General features: G+C 67.9%; 20 protein-coding genes. 7 read left to right on the top strand and 13 right to left on the bottom strand.

Annotation, left to right across the window (positions count from 1 at the left end; all coding sequences use genetic code 11):
- Positions 1-76 precede the first annotated feature (76 nt).
- The 3 genes from G1H11_RS21605 to codB are packed head-to-tail and all read right to left on the bottom strand — an operon-like array spanning position 77 to position 3,578.
- Positions 77-1,516, bottom strand: coding sequence for an amidase family protein (locus G1H11_RS21605; RefSeq protein WP_163820687.1), 1,440 nt, complete (start codon positions 1,514-1,516; stop codon positions 77-79).
- Complete coding sequence (locus tag G1H11_RS21610; RefSeq protein WP_163820688.1) at positions 1,513-2,163, bottom strand: flavin reductase; 651 nt, start codon at positions 2,161-2,163, stop codon at positions 1,513-1,515. Before G1H11_RS21610 ends, G1H11_RS21605 begins: the two co-directional genes overlap by 4 nt.
- On the bottom strand, positions 2,160-3,578 hold the full coding sequence (gene codB, locus G1H11_RS21615) for a cytosine permease (protein ID WP_163820689.1): 1,419 nt from the start codon (positions 3,576-3,578) through the stop codon (positions 2,160-2,162). Before codB ends, G1H11_RS21610 begins: the two co-directional genes overlap by 4 nt.
- A 119-nt stretch (positions 3,579-3,697) precedes the next feature.
- Between codB and G1H11_RS21620 the strand changes: the two genes are divergently transcribed.
- The 4 genes from G1H11_RS21620 to G1H11_RS21635 all read left to right on the top strand — a co-directional run bounded on the left by G1H11_RS21620 (position 3,698) and on the right by G1H11_RS21635 (position 8,118).
- Positions 3,698-5,269: a PucR family transcriptional regulator ligand-binding domain-containing protein gene (locus G1H11_RS21620; protein ID WP_163820690.1), complete on the top strand. Its 1,572-nt coding sequence runs from the start codon at positions 3,698-3,700 to the stop codon at positions 5,267-5,269.
- Positions 5,270-5,414: 145 nt separating this feature from the next.
- A complete protein-coding gene (locus G1H11_RS21625) occupies positions 5,415-6,035 on the top strand; it encodes a DUF1989 domain-containing protein (RefSeq protein ID WP_163820691.1) in 621 nt (206 codons plus the stop codon).
- Between the two features lie 107 nt (positions 6,036-6,142).
- Positions 6,143-7,270: an oxidoreductase gene (locus G1H11_RS21630; protein ID WP_163820692.1), complete on the top strand. Its 1,128-nt coding sequence runs from the start codon at positions 6,143-6,145 to the stop codon at positions 7,268-7,270.
- Positions 7,267-8,118, top strand: a complete 852-nt coding sequence (locus tag G1H11_RS21635) for a polysaccharide deacetylase family protein (protein ID WP_163820693.1) — start codon at positions 7,267-7,269, stop codon at positions 8,116-8,118. Before G1H11_RS21630 ends, G1H11_RS21635 begins: the two co-directional genes overlap by 4 nt.
- 33 nt (positions 8,119-8,151) lie before the next feature.
- On the opposite strand, the gene G1H11_RS21640 is transcribed toward G1H11_RS21635, so the two are convergent.
- The 7 genes from G1H11_RS21640 to G1H11_RS21670 all read right to left on the bottom strand — a co-directional run bounded on the left by G1H11_RS21640 (position 8,152) and on the right by G1H11_RS21670 (position 14,718).
- On the bottom strand, positions 8,152-8,478 hold the full coding sequence (locus G1H11_RS21640; RefSeq protein ID WP_163820694.1) for a hypothetical protein: 327 nt from the start codon (positions 8,476-8,478) through the stop codon (positions 8,152-8,154).
- Between the two features lie 118 nt (positions 8,479-8,596).
- Positions 8,597-9,460: an alpha/beta fold hydrolase gene (locus G1H11_RS21645; RefSeq protein WP_163820695.1), complete on the bottom strand. Its 864-nt coding sequence runs from the start codon at positions 9,458-9,460 to the stop codon at positions 8,597-8,599.
- 440 nt (positions 9,461-9,900) lie between these two features.
- The gene (locus G1H11_RS21650) at positions 9,901-10,269 is read right to left on the bottom strand and encodes a YciI family protein (protein ID WP_163820696.1); all 369 of its coding nucleotides are present in this window, start codon (positions 10,267-10,269) and stop codon (positions 9,901-9,903) included.
- Positions 10,270-10,825: 556 nt separating this feature from the next.
- Positions 10,826-11,920, bottom strand: a complete 1,095-nt coding sequence (locus G1H11_RS21655; RefSeq protein ID WP_163820697.1) for a DNA glycosylase AlkZ-like family protein — start codon at positions 11,918-11,920, stop codon at positions 10,826-10,828.
- Between the two features lie 798 nt (positions 11,921-12,718).
- On the bottom strand, positions 12,719-13,876 hold the full coding sequence (locus tag G1H11_RS21660; RefSeq protein ID WP_216844010.1) for a hypothetical protein: 1,158 nt from the start codon (positions 13,874-13,876) through the stop codon (positions 12,719-12,721).
- Positions 13,877-14,122: 246 nt separating this feature from the next.
- A complete protein-coding gene (locus G1H11_RS21665) occupies positions 14,123-14,305 on the bottom strand; it encodes an imine reductase family protein (protein ID WP_343074902.1) in 183 nt (60 codons plus the stop codon).
- Between the two features lie 113 nt (positions 14,306-14,418).
- The gene (locus tag G1H11_RS21670; protein WP_163820699.1) at positions 14,419-14,718 is read right to left on the bottom strand and encodes a hypothetical protein; all 300 of its coding nucleotides are present in this window, start codon (positions 14,716-14,718) and stop codon (positions 14,419-14,421) included.
- A 116-nt stretch (positions 14,719-14,834) separates the two neighbouring features.
- On the opposite strand from G1H11_RS21670, the gene G1H11_RS21675 reads away from it, so the two are divergent.
- From G1H11_RS21675 to G1H11_RS21685, 3 genes are all read left to right on the top strand, one after another.
- Positions 14,835-15,749, top strand: coding sequence for a helix-turn-helix transcriptional regulator (locus G1H11_RS21675; protein ID WP_163820700.1), 915 nt, complete (start codon positions 14,835-14,837; stop codon positions 15,747-15,749).
- The gene (locus G1H11_RS21680) at positions 15,646-16,035 is read left to right on the top strand and encodes a VOC family protein (protein WP_163820701.1); all 390 of its coding nucleotides are present in this window, start codon (positions 15,646-15,648) and stop codon (positions 16,033-16,035) included. Before G1H11_RS21675 ends, G1H11_RS21680 begins: the two co-directional genes overlap by 104 nt.
- 97 nt (positions 16,036-16,132) lie before the next feature.
- Positions 16,133-16,573, top strand: a complete 441-nt coding sequence (locus tag G1H11_RS21685) for a VOC family protein (protein ID WP_163820702.1) — start codon at positions 16,133-16,135, stop codon at positions 16,571-16,573.
- A 112-nt stretch (positions 16,574-16,685) separates the two neighbouring features.
- Here the strand turns inward: G1H11_RS21685 and G1H11_RS21690 are convergent, their stop codons facing one another.
- From G1H11_RS21690 to G1H11_RS21700, 3 genes are all read right to left on the bottom strand, one after another.
- Positions 16,686-17,318 (bottom strand): dihydrofolate reductase family protein, encoded by a 633-nt coding sequence (locus G1H11_RS21690; protein WP_216844011.1) that lies wholly within the window; start codon positions 17,316-17,318, stop codon positions 16,686-16,688.
- 65 nt (positions 17,319-17,383) lie between these two features.
- A complete protein-coding gene (locus G1H11_RS21695; RefSeq protein WP_163820703.1) occupies positions 17,384-18,619 on the bottom strand; it encodes a DUF6596 domain-containing protein in 1,236 nt (411 codons plus the stop codon).
- Positions 18,616-18,939 carry a YciI family protein gene (locus tag G1H11_RS21700; RefSeq protein ID WP_163820704.1) on the bottom strand — a complete coding sequence of 108 codons (324 nt, stop codon included), beginning with the start codon at positions 18,937-18,939 and terminating at the stop codon, positions 18,616-18,618. Before G1H11_RS21700 ends, G1H11_RS21695 begins: the two co-directional genes overlap by 4 nt.
- Between the last annotated feature and the right edge of the window lie 3 nt (positions 18,940-18,942).

An 18,942-nucleotide genomic window follows, 5' to 3' on the forward strand; every position in this document is an offset into this window, starting at 1 on the left:
TTCTCGCGCCGCGGACGCGCAGGCAGGCCAGATCACGTCTCCACCCGTGCTCCCGATGTCTTCATAGTCGGCAACGTCAGACCCTGGGCTGGCACGCAGTGCACGCCGCAAGCGGCGCTCTCGTCACACCGCCGTCGGCGAGGGATGCGAGGGACGACTCGGCGTCGGCAGCGGTCCACAGCACGCGCTCGTCGGTGCCCGACGCCCCTGAGATGGACAGCCCGAATGGCACCCCGTCGGAGGTCATGCCCCCAGGTAGCGTGATGCTGGGAAAGTCGAGGAAGCTCGTGATCATGGTGTTGTGCAGTACCCGTCGGTTGGCGTCGGCGAAGGCCCGTGGATCGGTCTCCACCGTGGTGGTGCGTGGAGCCGTCACGGCTACTGTCGGGTAGACGAGGAGAGTGGGCCCGAGTCGAGCTTGGGCGCGTCGTCGCAGCTCCGCTCGCCGTGCGAGCAGCGTCGGATAGTGGTTCTCCAGGACCGTCCGCCCGGCCAGCAACCGGCTCCGGATCCGGGGGTCCATTAGCGCGGCGTCGGCGCTGTGTACGGCGGAGGCACGGGTACGGTACGCCTCGGCACCCACGAGTGTGCCGACGGCCTCGAAGAGCTGGGCGACATCGTCGATCTCGGGAATCCGTACGCGCCGGATGCTCCAGCCATCACGGCACAGCCGATCGAGAACTATGCCGAACTGCTCGGCCACCGGCGGGTCCAGATTCTCGACGAGCGGGCCGCGCGGGACGACGACGTCCCCCGGGGGTGGCTGCGTGCGCCGCAGCCCAACAGCGCCGCCCGCGAGCACCGCATCCAGCGCGATGGCGTCGATGACGGTGCGGGTGATCGGTCCTACCGTGTCCAGCGTCGGCGCCAGCGGCGCCACTCCCGTCAAGCACACCCGTCCCCAGGTTGGCCGGAAGCCGACCAGTCCGCAGAACGACGCCGGCACCCGGACCGAGCCGGATGTGTCGGTGCCCACGGCACATGGGACCAGGCCCAGAGCGACGGCCACCGCTGAACCGGACGACGACCCACCCGGCACGCGACCCGGCGCGCGAGGGTTGTCCGGGGTGCCGAAATGTCGATTGGTGCCGAGGCCGGAGAACGCGAACTCGCTCAGATTGGTCTTGCCGATGGTGACCAGGCCGGCGGTGGTCGCGTTGCGGACCACGTCGGCGCCTGCGCCCGCCTCGGCCAGCGTCCCGGTGGTTGCCGACCCCGCCGTGGTGCGGATGCCGCGAAGGTCGACGAGGTCTTTCCAGGCGATCGGCACGCCGTCCAGCGGCCCGGCGGGTGTGCCCTGCCGCTGCCGGCGAGCTCCAGCCTCCGCTTCCCGCCGGGCGCGGGCCGAGGTCAGGGTGATGAAGACGTGCTCCGCCTCGGTACCAGCGGCACGGTCCACGCACATGTCCACCAGCGATACCGGATCCAGCCGGCCCTCGGCGATCTCGCGGCCAATCCAGAGCGCACTGCCTTCGGTCAGGTGATGAGTGCTGTGGGCGGCCGGGGACCGGCTCATCCGATCACCGCCGGGACGTCGTCGTGCGCGGCGACAGCTGGCGAGGCAAACTCGCCCAAGCTGTCGATGATGCGCTCCACCGGGCTGAACGACGCTCCGACCCGGCCCATGGGCTGCCACCTGAGGACGTCGACGTGATGCTCCCCGTCGACGATGGCGGCGTCGACGTGCCAGAGGACGACCCGCCCGATGACCACCGCATCCCCGCCTGGCTGGATGATCCGTTCCAGTTCGCATTCCAGGCTGATCGGCGCGTCCGCCACCAGCGGCGCGCCGATCCGGTGTGCCGGACGCGCCGCGACACCCGCCAGGTCGAACTCGTCCACCTCGCTGGGGTGTTCCGCAGACGTCGTGCACATCTGAGCGGCCATGCCTGCGGTGACGACGTTCACCGCGAACTCGCCCGTGGACCGGATGTTGAGCAAGCTGTCCTTTTCCCGGCCGTCGTCGTGGCGCTCGATGGTGATCGAGACCATCGGCGGCGCGGTAGAGACGACGGTGAAGAAGCTGAACGGCGCCAGGTTCCGGATCCCGGAGGCGCTGATGGTGGACGTCCACGCGATGGGGCGCGGATTGACGCTGCCGAAGAGCAGCCGGCGCGTCGTCTGCGGCAGCGCCGCCGACGGGTCGATAAGCAGCCGGGTCACGGACGGCCCTCGGATGCGCCGGCGGCGGAGGCCATGGTGGCGGCTTCGTCGCCCGGCTGGCCGTGCACGTCGTCGTCCGGCCGGCCCGGCTCGTCGTCCTTCTCGGGCCGCACGGTGTGCATGCTGCGCACACCCAGGCGGCGCAGGCCCCAGGTGAACAGCGGCACGGCGAGAAATGCCGTGAGGATGCCCTGAACCGGGGGCAGCCCGACCGACAGCCGGTCGCTGAGCCACGCGACCAGTGTTCCGAGCGCGTACGCCGAGAGGCAGTCCCAGCGGAACCGCACAAACCGGGTCTTGTCGAGGCGAGGCAGCCGGCCGCGCCACACGAACAAATAGTCGCCGATGATGACGCCGCCGAGCGGCGGGATGAAGACGCCGAGCAGGACGAGATACTGGGGGAGCGCCTCGTAGATGCCGGACAGCGCCAGGATCACGGCGACGATGACGCCACCGACGATGAACGGCCGCTTGTCGTTGACACCGAACATCTCGGCGCCGGCCACTCCGAACGAATAGGCGGAGTTGTCCTGGGTGGTCCAGATGTTGAACACCAGCAGGACCACCGCCGCGACGGTCAGATTCAGCTGCAGCAGCACGGCGACGAAATCGGGCTCCTGATAGGCGATGGCGCCGACTGCGCCGAACACCAGCATCATCAGGTTCGCGAAGAAGAACGCGCCGAAGGTGGCCATGAGGGCGTGGGAGGGCTTGCGGGCGAATCGCGTCCAGTTGGGCGTCTGGGTGCCGCCGCTGACAAACGTGCCGACCACGATGGTGACCGCCGTCGCCCAGGCCAGCGACGACGTCGGCTCCACCGCGTCGAGACCGCCGGCCGTGTCGATCTCCCGCCACGCCTGGGCGGCCACCCAGCCCATCAGCAGCAGCATCAGGGGAACCGACACGGCGCTGAGGGCCTCCAAACCGCGGTAGCCGAAGTAGGCGGTGACCCCCGTGAAGGACGCCGCGACGACGATGATCAGCCACGTGTGCTCTTGCCACCCGAACGCGCTGGCCAACAGGTCGGCGAGGAACGCCGCTGTGACCGCGTACCAGCAGACCTGGGTGCCGCCGAGCAGAATGTCGGCCCACTTGGCGCCGGCGCGGCCCAGCGTGTAGCGGGCGAGGAGGACGGTGGTCAGCCCGGTGCGCGCGCCGATCACGCCCAGCACGGCCACATAGGTTCCGAGAATCAGGCTGCCCACAACGAGCACCGCGAGCAGTTCGCTGGGCCGGAACGCCGCACCCAGCCGAGCGCCGGAGAGCATCGTGGGAGTGAAGAAGACGAACCCGATGAGGATCATGATCAGCGGAAGGACTCCCCGCCGGGCTTTGGCCGGGACTTCGCTGAGCGGGTAGTCGTTGAAGGCCGTCTCCTCGCCGGTGGTGCCGCGCGGCGTGGGTGGACCGAACATGGTGCCTCCTCGTGGCGAGCTCCGGTGGTGATGTGCGGGACAGCGGACCATCCGGGAGGCACGGGCGAACATGGAGATAGCTCTAGTTCATCGCTCGTCTGACTGGCTATTCTCACACCGTGCTGACTATCCGCTCGCTGGTGTCGAATCAGGCGCTGGGTCTGCGTGTCCTGGTGGCAGGTGCGCCCGGCGCGCTGGACGCACCACTGCTATGGGTGCACAACACCGAGCTGCTGGACCCGTCGGAGTACCTGCGAGAGCGGGAACTGGTGCTGACCAACGGACTCTGGCACGTGGACGGCAACGCGGCGAAGTTCGTCGTGAACGTCGCGCGTAGCGGGGGCGCGGGTGTGGTCTACGGACTGCGGGAGGAGAGCCCTGCCGTGCCGCGGGACCTCGTGGCGGCGTGCGAGGCGTCCGGCCTGCCGTTGCTGCAACTACCGGTGGAGATTCCGTTCACCGAGATGACCAGGGCGGTGGCAGCCGAGCTGGCCGACCGTCGGCAAGCCGCATTGGTCGAGACCGTACGCCGGGGGCATGATCTGGCCGATGCCATCTCGCGAGGGTCGGGTCCCACGGGCGTGCTGAAGGTGCTGCGGCGGGATCACCAGCTGCCGCTCGCGGTGGTGGACCGCACCGGGCGAGTGCTGGCGGCAGCGGATGCGTCGCTGACGGACGACGCCGGGGCACGGGCGGGCACGGCGCTTCGCCAGCACCCGCCGCCGTTGGAGGTGGACCTCGGGGAGCAGGGGACGGCCGCGATCTTCCTGGTGGCGGCGCTCGACCACGTGGACGCGGGTCTGCTCTGCTTACGCCCGGCCGGCGAGCTGTCCGGCGTGGAACACGAAGCGCTCACCCAGGCGGCGCACTACCTGAGCCTCGAGGTGGCGCGGATGCGGCTGGCCCAGGCGATGGAGGCGCGGTTTGCCAGCGAGCTGCTGGAGATGATCCTCGCGGGCACCGAGGTAGCGGCGGAGGTCTATCCCCGCCTCGAAGCGTTCGGCATCGATCCGGCCAGTCCCATGCTGGTGGTCGCGGCGGCCTGTGTGGGCGACGACGGGTCCGCTGGTGCGGAGTTGACCTCCCGGCTCAGTGAGCTTCTGCCTTCGTGGGGGATACCCGCGCTGGTGGCGAACAGCGCGCGCGACGTCGTCGCCATCTTCCCCTGGGCGCAGTCGGCCGAGAACGGGCTGGACATGGCCCGGCGGATGATCATCCACGTCCAGCAGCAGCTGCCGGAGACTCGGCTTGTGGCCGGCGTGAGCGGCCCGGCCGACGGTGCGCGGGCGCTGCGGCGGCCGCTGCGGGAGGCCCGCCAGGCGTGCCGGGTGCTCCTGCGCCGAGCCGGTGGCCAGGCCGTCGAGCGGTTCAGCGAGCTCGGCACCTACCACCTTCTGCTAGGCGGTGAGGACGGTCGGTCGCTGCGGCGGATCAGCGACACTGTGCTCGCCCCGCTGCGGGACTACGACGCCCGCCGCGGCGGGCGGCTGGAGACGACGCTGCGGGCCTTTCTTGACAACGACGCTCAGCTGGCATCCACAGCGGCGACCCTGTACATCCACGTCAACACGCTCCGGAACCGGCTGGCGAAGATCACCGAGCTGACCGGCCGGGACGTGATGACCACCGAGGGCAGGGTCGACGCCTTTCTCGCCCTTGAGGCGGATGCGATGGTAGGCGCGGCCGACTGAACGGCGAGCGTGACGGACCAATCGATGGTTTGACTAGCGCAGAGGCGGCTGCCTGGGTGCGGGTGTGTGAACGTCCATCACCAATGGGCCCTTGCTGGAGATATCGACATGGCCTCGGCGCGGCGCCATCCGGTCTGCTGGGTCCATGACGTCGAACGCACTGATCAACCAGATCGAGGTGCCGGCCCGGCAGGCCCGCGTGGTGGAGCTGGCCGCCGGCGAGAGCGCCCGGATCGTGGATGTGGAGGGTGGCCAGGTGGGCGACGTGTTCGCCTTCAACCGCCACGACCCGTCCGAGTACCTCAGCGCCGCCCACACACGCGGACACCTCAGCAAGCTGTTTCCGGAACCGGGCGAGCAGTTCGTCACCAATCAGCGCAGGGCCATCCTCGCCCTGGTGGCGGACGACTCACCAGGACGGCACGACATGCTCATCCCGGCATGCGATCCCGCCCGCTACCGGGCGCTCGGAGTCAAGGGCTGGCACGCGTCGTGCGCGCAGAATCTGCAGGAGGCGCTGGCGAGCGTGGGAGTCGACATTGAGACCGTCCCGCAGCCGGTCAACGTCTTCATGGACATCCCGGTGTCCGATGCCGGGAACCTGGCCTGGATGCCGGCGTCGACCCGACCCGGTGACAGCGTGACTTTCCGTAGCGAGCTGGATTGCCTGCTGGTGGTGTCTGCCTGCCCCCAGGACCTGGTCGATATCAACGGCGGAGTCCCCAAGCCGCTCGGCATCGAGGTGCTGTCCGCGCCCACTCCATGATCATCAATGGTTGACCGTGTGATCACCCGATCAACCGTTGATGATCATGGGACGACCCGTCATTGACGACCCGACCGATTATCCGAACCAGGAGAACTTGACCCACGATGACCACACCCGAGCACCCCGCACTCGCACCGATCACCATCGGCGGACTGGCACTGGCCAACCGGCTGGCCGTGGCGCCGATGACCAGGGTCTCCGCCAGCCGGGCCGGCGTCCCTACAGCTCGGATGGCCGACTACTACGAGCGGTTCGCCATCGGAGGCTTCGGCCTTGTCCTCACCGAAGGCACCTACACCGACGCCCGGTACAGCCAGGGGTACACGAACCAGCCCGGTCTGGTGACCTCGGACCACGTCGCCGGGTGGCGGCCGGTGACCGCCCGGGTCCACGAGGCAGGCTCTCGGATCGTGGCCCAGCTCATGCACGCCGGGGCGTTGTCGCAGGGCAACGAGCACTCGGCGGAGACCGCAGGCCCCTCGGCGATCCCGCCACTGGGCGAGAAGATGCCCGAGTACGGCGGAAGCGGCCCGTGGGCACCACCACGGGCGATGACCGAGGTTGATCTGGGCGTCGTCGTCGACGGATTCGTCGCCGCGACACGCAACGCCCGGGCGGCCGGATTCGACGGCATCGAGATCCACGCGGCCAACGGATACCTGCTCGACCAGTTCCTCACCCCCTACACCAACCGGCGCACCGACAGCTACGGTGGCTCCGTGGCCAACCGTGTGCGGCTGACGGCCGAGGTGGTCGCCGCGATCGTCGCTGCCGTACCGGCGTCGTTCCTGGTGGGAGTCCGGCTGTCGCAGACCAAGGTGAACGACTTCGGGTACCGGTGGCCGGGTGGCGCCCAGGACGCCGAGATCATCTTCGGCGCGTTGGCGGCAACCGGCGCGGACTACCTGCACGTGGCCAGCGAAGGGCGGGACTGGATCGAGACCGCGCGATTCGGCAGCGGCGAGACGATCACGGCGGTGGCCCGCAAGGTCTCCGGGCTGCCGGTGATCGCCAACGGCGGTATGCACGACGTCGGCCAAGCCGCCGCCGTCCTCGTCGAGGAGCACGCCGACCTCGTGTCGGTGGCGCGGGGAGCCCTGGCCAACCCTGACCTGCCGCACCGGCTGTCCACGGGGCACCGGCTCGACCCGTTCGACCGGGCCATGCTCGAGCCGATGGCGACGTTGGAGAATGCGGAGCATTGGCGTGCGAGCACGGTGGAGGCAGTGTGAGCGATTCCTGGAACGGTGGCGCGGCCGCTGTGGCGACGCTGACCTTCGACGTCGACGCCGAAACGCCCGTACTGGCACACGGAGCCCGCTACGCCGAGCATGCGTCGACGATGTCGCACCAGGCGTACGGGCCCGACGTCGGCGTACCCAGGATCCTCGACCTGCTGGACGAGCTGGGGCTCCCCGCGACGTTCTTTGTGCCTGGCTGGGTCGCCGAGCAGCGGCCCGGCCTGGCAGCCGGGATCGTGGAGCGCGGGCACGAAGTGGCGCACCATTCCTACAGTCACCGCCTGCCGACATCGATGGCGGCGGGGAAGGAGCGCGCGGATTTCGAGCGGGCCCTGGAGGTGTTCTCCGCGCAGGGCATCGAGATCTCCGGGCACCGGGCCGCGGGCTGGGAGGCGACATGGGCGACGACGGACCTGGTGGCAGAGCATGGCCTGCTGTATGACTCGTCGCTGATGGGCGACGACCGGCCCTATCTGATCTCATCCGACGCGGGGACCGTGGTGGAGCTGCCCGTGCACTGGTCGCTCGACGACTGGGAGCAGTACGCGTTCCTGCCGGATCCCCATGTCGGCTCGGTGATCGAGTCGCCGGTCAAGGTGCTGGAGATGTGGCGTACGGAGCTGGACGCCATGCGGCACTACCGGTGCCTGTTCAACCTGACCTGCCACCCGTTCCTCACCGGGCGCCCGTCACGGATGATGGCGCTGCGGCAGCTGATCGAGTACGGACTGGAGCGCGGGGACGTGAGCTTCGTCCGGTGCCGTGACGTGGCCCGGCGGGCGGCAGTGGATCCCGCTCTGAAGCCGCGCCGCGTTGCGCCGCCTGCCCCCTTGTCGTGATCGGCTGCTAACCCTGCGAGACCGTCGTGCTCATCACGCAGTGGTTCGGCCCTTGGGTCGGATGTAGTCGAAGCCGGCCTGCTCGAAGAGGGTTCGGGTGCCGTTGTACAGGAAGGACGCTGAGACCTTCTTGCCCTGAGTGTCCTGCGGGTATGCCTCCACGATCCCACCGCCCGCGTGTGCGATCAGATTCAGAGCGCCACGAAGGGCGACCGCTGACACTCCTTCGCGCCGATACCTCCTGTCCACGAAGAAGCAGGTGATTCGGTGGTCAGGCAGCCGGTCGACGCTCGCCTCGTACTCCTTGCGGTGGTAAATGTTCGGTAGCTCCTCGGGCGTGCCGTACTGGCACCACGCCACCGCGACGTCGGGCCAAGACGAAGCCGCGAAGCGAGCATTCCGCCGAGCAACTGGACCGAGTCTGCAGGGCGGACTGATCCGCGCCCGGGATCGAAGGCTTGCCCTGGACGTAGGAGTCCTACTCGTCGAGCAGCTCCCGCAGCTTCGCGGCGAACGCGGCCGGGTCGTTGTTCGGGGACCACTCGTTGGCGGCGAAGCCGCCGTGATCTCCGGGGAAGATCACCGGCTCGACGCCCAACAGTTCGGCCAGCGCCTCGCCGCCGCGGCGGGCCAGTCCGCCCTCGCCGAGGGCGCCGATCGCCGGGATGACGCGCACAGGCGAGGCACCCAAGGCGTTCGCGTCGGGCACGAACGGCGGCATGGCGAGGTTCCCGCTGAGAAGCAGGTCGTCGCGAGAGCCGTCATCCTCGGTTGGCAGCCCGAACTGCGCCGGGTTGGGGGCCGGCTGGTCCAAGTAGTTGTCGGGCAGCGGACCCTGGTGCATCACCAGCTGGATGAACTTCGCCATCGCCGGTCCGTATCCCTTGCGCTGGTAGGTGTCGACGATGTCGGCGTTCACCTTGATCGCCGTTTCGCGGTCCTCTAGCAGAGCCACCAACGGCGGCTCGTGGGCGACGAGGGTGCGGACGTCCTCGGGATGGGCGACGACCCAGTGTAGGGCGCACATCGCGCCGCCGCTCGACGCGAAGGCATCCACCGGGCCCAGTTGCGCTGCCTCAATGACCCGGTGGTAGTCGTCGGCGTGCACCTCAGCGGTGAGCTCGCTGTCGAGTTCCCGCGTGCTGCGTTCCATGCCCCGTGGGTCGTATGTGATGACCGTTCGGTCACCGAAGTGGCTCGCCAGCTGCTCGAAGCCAGACGCCCCCATCGGCGAGCCGAAGATGAACAGCGGCCGGTGCTCGCTGGGCGTCTCGGCTTCGCGGATGTCGTAGGTCAGCACGGCTCCAGGTACCCGGACGGTGCGGGTGATCGGTTCTGTCATCGGTCCTCCATTCTCGGGCATGGCCTACTCATCATGACTCCGCCAGGTCTCAGAACTCATCGCTCGCACCTGATGGGATTTGCCCATGCCGACGGAGCCGAGATCGACGGCATCGGTTCGCTGCTGGCCGCCGGCTTGCTGGTTGGCTCGCACGGCTTGACGGCCAACCCGTGACCAAGGACGCCACACGAGAGCCGTCGCGGTTGAACGGATACCGATCGACAGCCTGAGACCACACACGCGGCGCGGTGGGGTAGTAGATCGGTGTAACGCCCTGACCTGTCCTCGCCGACCACCATCCAACTGTGTTATTCCGGCTCCCTTGGGTGCCAGCCTGCTGACACGCGTCACCCCCGCTTGTGGTGCGTGATGAACGCAGGCGTCGCCGACAAGCGGGTGAGCCGAACAGGGCCAGCTCGAGTCTCTCTTGACAAGTGAATTCAGTCGCCTGGCGGCACCTGGAAGGCCCTGACCTCGATCCGGCCGCCGAGGGCCTTCGAAGCGCGCGCGGCCCAATCAAGGGCGGCCTGCTCGTCAGCGACATCGATCACCCAGAAGCCCCCAAGGTACTCGGGAGCCTCGACAAAGGGGCCGTTGACAGTGCTCAGCGACTCGCCGGTGTTGTCGACGGTGATCGCGCTTGAGGGTGGCATCAGCCCGCCAGCGAAGACGAAGGCGCCGGTTGACGTAAGTTCTTCGATGATCGCACTGGTGGCAGCCATGGCCGCCTCGAGCTCGGCCGGGTCCATGGTTTCCATGGTCGGCTCCTCGTCGGAGTTGTGCGGAACGGACAGCAGATATTGGCTCATGCCCATGTAGACCGTTCTGGACGCGGGAACTCATCGGCCGACCCCGCGCTGAATGTGGTCTTCGTCCTCGGGTGCGACGCCGATCTGGCGCTGGGCCTGAGGATCCTGGCTGACGCGCCGGGCACGAGAGCTTTCGCGATCGCGCTCTTTGCCGTTCGAGCTCGCCTGCCGAATCGGCTTCGCCTTGTCCTTCGGCCCGCCTCTCGGCATCGCACGGACCCGTACCCGCTGTTCCTTTTACGAGGCCCTCACGAGGCCCTTGTCCGCCGCGAAAGTGCGTCACTTCGCCGGGAGTGGACGCTGCGAATGTGTACCAGGATTTGAAGTCCGACGAGCGGGCTGGTCGCACCCGCACGAGCCATTCTCTATGCGGCGTTAAGACAGGTCCGTCCGAACATCGGACAAGGGCGACGCTTGGTTTGCAGCTACGCGGTCGGGCACGAACGTAGTGTCCGCGCTGAGAGTCCGGGGGACGCAATCGGTCGGTGGAAGCCTGGGCGGCGTCGGTTCCGGTGCCCTACCAGTTCGAGATCGGAGATGACCATGAAGTTTGTCGCTATGCCGTGTCGAAGATGCCGGCCAGCCGCTCGACCTCCTGCTTGATGGCCTCCTCGGGTCCAGGCTGCTCGTCGAGCCAGACGACGTTGACCTCGTCGCCCTTGCGCGTCCATGTACCGCACACGACACCGCCGACGATCACCACGTTGGCCTTACGGGTGACAGGGGTCCGTCGCGACGCCGGGGTGACGTGGACGTCCTTGGTGCCGGGTCCCATGACCCACTGATCGTGACCGGGAAGCAACCGCACTGCTTGCGATGGGCGCGCCGCACCGAGGGAGTCGACGTCCTCACCGACGACGTACGCGGTGGTGCCCTCGACGTCGACTGGGACTAGCTGGTCGTGGGCCTCGGACCACCACCGGGCCAGACGTTTGCGGCCGGCACTCAGACCTTCGCCGAGCCAGTAGTGGATGTGGTTGAAGGTCGCCGGTCCATAGGTGCGCAGGTACGCCATGATGGCCCGAGGACCTGCGTCGTCGAGATCGGGTATGCCCATCCACCTCTGGTTGTGGTCAAGACGCTGGAGAGTGTGCTGTCCGTCGCGGCGTGGTCCGATACTCATGTCGCCTTGCCAGGTGAGCGGCTTGATCAGCGTGGCCGCGCCCTCGTCGAAGACCTGTTTCAGGTGCCGGTACGCGCGGTGCCTCGTCAGCGCGTCACCCAGTTCAGGAAGGGTCAGCGGTCCGTTGCTCAGCGCCTCGCGCACGGCCGCCCGGAAGTCCGGCCAGTCCGACGGAGTGAGCCGGTAGTACTCCACCCAGCTCGGCAGCTCCCACTGCCGCCCCGCCGATCGCAGCGCGAGGTAAATGCCGCCGTCCTCGGGCGAGAGGTAATGCACCGCCCCGCGGAACGCGAACGCCTTGATCACCGTACCGTCCGCCAGCGCGTTCTCAAGGTCCCCAGGCTGCGATGCCGTGCTCCGGGTCCGCACGGCGAGCTTGGCGAGAGATTCGTCCATCGACAGCACCGCGCCGAGCCGGCGCACGACCTCGGCCACCGGCTCGGAGCCGACCGGGTCGAGCAAGTGTCGCTCCAACCGCCAGGCCAGCGCCTGGCTCCACGTGACCGAGAAACTGGTGGAGGTAGCCATGTCCTCAGCCTTGCACCAATTCCGGACGGTCGCCGACCGCAAAGTGTCGACATGTCCTGCATACCTGGGACGCAACGTCGTGGAGCCTTCAGCCGCCCGAGTGGTTCACCGATTGGGCGTGGAATGGAACCCTATTTGTTAATCGGTGACGACTCGAACGACTAGTTGCAAAAGCCGGATGCCTCAGCGGTTGCCCGTGCTCACGGCCCGGTCTCCGCGGATTGTGCAGAGTGACCTCGCCCCAAAGTCCTTCGGCACGGGTCAACGACCTCTGCACCGTCCGCCGGCGAGCGCCACTTCGCCGCGATCTCCGCGCGTTTCTGTCGGCGGCCTCCACTACAATGGATTGCGTCCGTTGGGTCAGGTCAGGGGCGGCAGTTCTCGGTTCGATTCCGGGAGTCCTGCTGGCTCTGGGCGTCCTCCTGGTTCTCGCTCTCGTCAGGTTCGCATCTCTGAAATTCGTTCTGAACCGTTCAGCAGAAACCAGCAAGCGCAAGGCAAAGGAGACGCCTATGGAAACTAACAACCGCAACACCGCGTGCAGTTCGCTCATTGAGACCGGCTGGGCGCTTGGAGTCGCAGTGGCGTCTGGCTTGGCGCTCTTGCCCTGACCCAACGGACCTTCAAACACTCCCGGTACTCCGAATTCTCATGCGCGACCGCGTGCGTTGGACCGAGCTGCAGCCCTAGCACGAGCGAAATGACTGCGGCAACTCGCACATGCCCATGCTCGACTACCTGCGGATGCTCTCCGGTTCCGCGGCATCATGGGACAGCCGCAAGCGGGGAGTTCGCCGCTCAGTCGCCTGCTGCCCCGTCCGCTCCGAACGCTACGGCCTCGTCGCGCATTTCCTTCAGAACCTCGAAGTTGCGCAGCGCGAAGTCGGGGTTGTAGGTGTAGGTCGGCTTCAGCCGCGACATCCGCTCGAGCACCTCCTCGTCGGTCAGGTGGTCCAGCCACGCCGCGATCTGTTCGGCGCTGGGGGAGCCGTCCATCTGGCCGAGGGTGTCGACCATGTCGATCCGGACCGACGCCGCGCGCAGGCGCTGCTTGTGTCGGTCGGCTGCTGACATGGTCGACCCCGCCGAGATCGCGCGGCGCTCGTCGACGTGCCCGACGGCGATGTCGTAGCGCGTCGGCAGCTCGGGCATGGGCGGCTCCATGCCGGTGACGAGGCGTGGCACCGCCTGGGTGCGGACCCAATGGGAGATCTCCTCGAGCTCATGCATGAGCACCGGCCACCGGTCCGTGCCGGGCCGGTTGATGCCGACCGTCGGGAAGATCGCGACCGGCACCCGCGTGCCGAACGGGGTCTCCGCGATGACATCCCCCACCCGCAGCGGCACCTCGGGTCGCGGCGGGAGGCTGCGGAGCGAGCGAGGCATCAAGTCCTCGTTGTACATGGCGGCGATGCGGATCGCCGTGACCGCTGGAGTCCGGTGCTTCGCATGGTTCGTGTGGAGCACCAGGCGAGCCAACGGGTGGTTCTGGGCGTCCTTCCGGTTGAAGGGCTGCAGCCCTTCGATCCGCTTCACCAGGTCGCTGCCGGGATGCAACGAGGCAGGGCCGTTCTTCACGCGGCCCTGCGCCCAGGACTCGAAATCCTCGGCCCTGCGGGACGCAGGGATCTCGACCGTGCGCGCGGCCTTCTCGTTTAAGGTTCCGTCGCGGAACTCGACCTCCGCGAACAGAGCGTGCTCGAGCGCCGCTCGGAGCGCGACCAGAGCATCGGCGACGAGCAGCGGGACCTTCCGCGGCATCGGGGCCACGTGCGTCACGACGGTCCGCGTGTTGGGGAAGGCGAGCTGCTCCTCGAGCTCGAAGGTTCCATCGGGCCGCGTCTGGTAGGCGAAGAGCACGTCGGCGACTTGGCCGACCAGCTCATCCGCGTGCGACAGGGTCGCGGCCACACCGAGCTGGTGATCGGGCAGCCAGTGGTGCATCGAGTCCTTCACGACGGGATCCTATGCGGCGAGCGCATGGGGCGGCGAGGTCACCGGACAACCCTTGAGGTAGCCGGTTCGACCCTGCCGTTCAAGTCCTCGGTCCTGATCCGTTCGTTCCGCCAGGCGCGTCGGTCACCGGCACCGACATCCGTTGACCGCAGACGTTGGGTGCGTCATACCGCCGCGAAGGACGCTGTGGATATGCACCAGGGTCGTACTCCGGTGAGCAATGAGCGCGGGCCCACCGAGCGGCCGTCATGCCGTCACCGCGGAGGGCTTGCGGAACAGTTCGATCATCGCGGCGTAGCCGTCGCCGCCGTGTCCCCCGGCGATGGCGCGGTCGGCCAGTGTCTTGATGAACTCCGGCAGCTCGACGTTGACCGCGAGCGTCTCGCTCTCCTGGACAAGGAGGTACATCGCGGCCGCGTGGGAGTCGATCGTTGCATCGAGGGCCCGTTACGAACCTTCGTCGATCTGCTGAGCGAAGCCTGACAGCATCCCGGCCGCGGTCGCGATGTTCTAACGGGCGAACGACTCGAACGTCGAGGCGTTCACGCCGGATGAGGGATGGCCATGATCGCGCCAGCGAGGTAGGCGCCGCCTGCTCCACCACCCACTCGGCGGTCTCCTGCGCGTCCTGCGACGTGCCCGTGGTCAAGTTCACCAGACCTTGCCGTCCAGGTCGTCGCCGATCGATCCGCGAAGGTACGCACGGCCTCGTAGTCGGTGACGCAGACGACCACCAGCGAGCCGGCCGCCACAGCGTCCTCCACCGAGTCAGCGAGTTCGGCGCGGTCACCGACGACGAGGTGGCCTGCCTTCGCCGCCGTGCGGTTCCACGCAGTTGCCAAGCTCTGCCTTGGTGCGCCGCGCAGGATGTGCCCGACCTGACGAACGGCACGCTGCCGATCAGGACAACCTCGCCAACGGATCTCAGACTGTCCCCGCCCACCCTTACGCTCCGAGTATGAACCGTATCGACCGCCTGTACGCCCTGGTCGAGGAGCTGAGGGCCGCAGGGCGAAGGGGCCGCACTGCCCGGCAGCTGGCGGAGCACTTCGAGGTGAGCATCCGCACGATCGAGCGCGACCTGAGCGCATTAGGACAGGCTGGCGCTCCGATTGCCACAAAACAGGGACGAGGCGGCGGCTACACGCTCGACCGCTCGATCAGCCTGCCGCCGCTCAACTTCACGTCGGGTGAGGCCGCGGCGGTTGCCGTGGCGTTGAGCCGTAGCGAGCTTGTGCTGTTCAAGCGCGACGCCCGCAGCGCCTTGCAGAAGATCATGGCCGCGATGCCTGAACGGGCCGTCGAGGACGCACGCACCATCGCGGAGAAGGTGCGGCTGCTCGTGCAGGACGCGCCCGATCCAAATGCCGAGATCGCCGAGACCATCTGGCGGGCCGTGCGCGACAACCACGTGCTGCGCATCCGCTACTTGGACGTCGGCGGCATCGAAACCGAGCGTGAAGTCGAGCCGCAGCGCGTCGTCGTCGGGCCCTACGGCACCTACCTGACCGCCTGGTGCCATCTACGCAGAGACGATCGAGTGTTTCGCATGGATCGCATCATCCAGGCTGAGTGGACGCGTCTGCACCTCGCCCGCAGCGGGTCGTCCCGGAGACGAACGTCGACGGCCACGAGACGACGCTGCCGGCGTCCGCACTGCGTCCCAAAGATCTCTTCCAAACACCGACATAGGGCTGTCGCCAGCGTCCGTGACAGTGGTCGCAGCCCGCCACCCTGGCGAGCGATCCGCAACCAACAGAGGAGACATCATGACTCAACCCGCGCCCGGCACCCTGGCCTGGTTCGAGGTCGCCACCAGCGACGCCGACGCCGCCGAGAAGTTCTACGGCAGCCTTTTCGACTGGACGTTTGAGCCCGAGGACCCCGCGGCATCCGGCGGCATGGACTACCGCAACATCAAGGCCTCCGGCGCCGACGCCCCGATGGGCGGCATCTTCGGCACCGGCGGTCAGATGCCCGACCACGCCGTGTTCTACATCCTCGTCGCGGACGTGGAGGCCACATGTGCCGACGCCGAACAGCTCGGCGGATCCGTCATCAGCAAGCAGCTCGACCCTGGCCCCGGCGCCCCGAAGCTCGCTCACCTGCGCGACCCGTCCGGCAACCATTTCGGCGTCTTCTCCCCGCCGGCGGTCTGATGGCGCGACACACGCACGGCACGCCCCCGTCGGAACAGTCCGGCGGGGGCCGCGCCCCAGTGTCGAACCTGCCAGATCACAGCGGCGGATGGATCACATGACACACGTGCAGCGGTTTGACCATGTCGGCAGCACTGTCGCGGACTTGGAGTCGGTGACGGCGTTCTTCGTCGGCCTGGGTCTGGAGATCGAGGGCACCGGGTCTGTACAGGGCGAGTTCGTGGAGACGGTCTGCGGCATCCCTGGCGCGCACTGCGAGATCGTGATGCTTAAGTCACCAGGCGGTGGAACCCGGCTGGAGCTCTCAAGCTTTGTCACGCCGGACCATGTGCCTGGATCACCCGCGGCGATGGCCAACGAGCTGGGTTTGCGTAACGTGTCCTTCGAGGTCGGCGACTTGCAGGCGGCAGTCGACGCTGTGGCTGCCGACGGGTACGGGCTCGTCGGTGGTATCGGCGAATACGAAGGCACTGTCCGCATGGCCTACGTCCGCGGACCTGAGGGGATCGTCGTGTCCCTGTTCGAGCAGATCGGCTGACACGTGTCTGGCATGGGGATTGAGCGCCAGCCGAGTTCGACTGAGCGGCGGCAGGTTTCGGGGTCTCATGAAGCCCTCACGCCTGAGGGCCCGCATGCTGCGGGTGCTTCCGCTACCGGTTGAGTACGCGGTAGCGCAGGTGAGTCACCCAAGGCGACTGCACGGTGTCGATCTGTTCAAGCACGACGTCGGGGCTGACTCCGTCGAAGAGCCGCTTGCCCCCGCCGAGAATCACCGGGGCAACCGACACGCCGAGCTCGTCCAGCCGGCCCGAGGCGAGGACCTGCCGGATTACGTCTCCACCCATGATCCCGACGTCCTTCTGGCCAGCGGCCTCTTTCGCCTGAGCGAGGGCGGCATCGAGACCGTTCACGAACTGGAATCCGCCACCGCTCGGCTCGTCCTCCGGCCGGTGCGTGAGGATGTAGAAGGGGACGGGCCAGGGGTTCCTTCCGCCCCACGCGCCCGCTGACTCGTACGTCCAGCGCCCGCCGACAACGGCACCGATGCGTGCCGAAGACTCTTCGAGGAGCTGCTTGTCCACGCCCGTCGCTTCGCCTTTCGGTTCCTGGGCGTAGGACCAGGGGCCGCCGAAGACCCAGTAGTGGAGCCGCTCGCCCCCGTCCCCGAGGCCTCGCCCGGGACCGTCGTTGGGGCCAGTGAAGTAGCCATCGAGCGACACCGTCATTTGCGCCACGACCTTGCTCATCTGTTCCTCCCGGTTGACGTCGGTTGTGGTTCTCACTGCTACCGACTCGGCCCGGCAGCGAAACTCACCGCCGCACCCCCACGGGTTCAGGACCGAAGGCACTACTGCAGCTGGTCGCGGCGGCGATTCAGGTAGGCGGTCTCGGCGGTGTTGCCGACTAGTCCGATGGCTTTGTCGTAGGCAGCACGGGACTCGGAACTGCGGCCTAGCCGGCGTAGCAGGTCGGCGCGGGTGGCGTGGTAGGCGTGATAGTCGGCGAGTTTGTCCTCGAGTCGGTCAATGGCTGCCAGTGCCACGTCCGGGCCGTCCAGCTCGGCGACGGCGATGGCTCGGTTCATGGCGACAATTGGCGAGGCGTCGAGTCGGCTGAGCTGGTCGTAGAGGGCGACGACCTGGGACCAGTCGGTATCGCGTATGTCGCGGACGGAGGTGTGCACGGCGCTGATCGCGGCGAGGATCTGGTAGCGGCCCGGAGCCGCTCCGGCAGCGGCAGCGGCGAGGCGCTCGCGTACCAGCCGGTGGCCCTCGGCGATCAGCGTCGCGTCCCAGGCCCCGCGGTCCTGCTCGTCGAGAGGGACGAGTTCGCCGCTCGCCGAAACCCGGGCAGTGTGGCGGGCTTCGGTGAGGAGCATCAGTGCCAGTAGGCCGGCCACCTCACCGTCTTCCGGCATGAGGGCGCGGAGCAGGCGGGTGAGCCGGATCGCCTCGGTGGTCAGGTCGTCACGGACGGGATCGGTGTCGGGTCCGCTCGCCAGGTAGCCCTCGTTGAAGACGAGGTAGAGGACGGCGAGTACGCCGGAAACACGAGCCGGGAGGTCTCCGGTGGACGGTACCCGATAGGGGATGCGAGCCGCCTTGATCTTGGCCTTCGCTCGGGTGATCCGCTGCCCCATGGTGGTTTCCTGCACCAGGAAGGCGCGGGCGATCTCGGGCATGCTCAGACCGCCGACCATGCGGAGTGTCAGTGCCACGCGGGACTCCATCGCGAGCGCCGGGTGGCAGCAGGTGAACATCAGCCGGAGCCGGTCGTCATCGATGGCGCCAAGAGGCTCGGGCGGGTGGTCGCCGTACACCATCTGGGCCTCCTTGTACTTGTCGTCGCGTTTGCTCTCGCGCCGGATTCGGTCGATGGCCTTGCGGTTGGCGGTGGTGGTCAGCCAGGCGCCGGGGTTTGGGGGTACGCCGTCGGCCGGCCACCGTTCGAGGGCCGCCGCGAACGCGTCCGCTGCCGCATCCTCGGCGATGTCAAGGTCACCGAACCGCCTGGTGAGGGTGGCGACTACCCAGGCCCACTCCTCGCGGTGGGCCCGGGTGATCGCCTGCTCGACGTCGTTCACTGGAATGGCCGCACTTCGATCTTTCGATCGCAGACCTTCGACGCCTCGGTTGCGAGTTCGAGCGCCACATCCAGATCGGGGGCCTCCCACACCCAGATGCCGGCGAGATACTCCTTCGACTCCACGAAAGGCCCATCGCTGAACATCGCTTGTTCGCCCCGGTTGTCGATCACCGTGGCGGCGTCGGTGTCCGCGAGTCCGCCCGCGAAGACCCAGTGGCCTTCGGCGATCAGGCGTTCGTTGAACGCGCTGATGGCAGGCTGCCTATCCGTGCTGCCGGGATTGCTCTTGTCATCGATCACGGAAACCAAGTACCGCATCTG

The sequence above is a fragment of the Phytoactinopolyspora alkaliphila genome (genome assembly GCF_010550695.1).
GTDB lineage: Bacteria > Actinomycetota > Actinomycetes > Jiangellales > Jiangellaceae > Phytoactinopolyspora > Phytoactinopolyspora alkaliphila.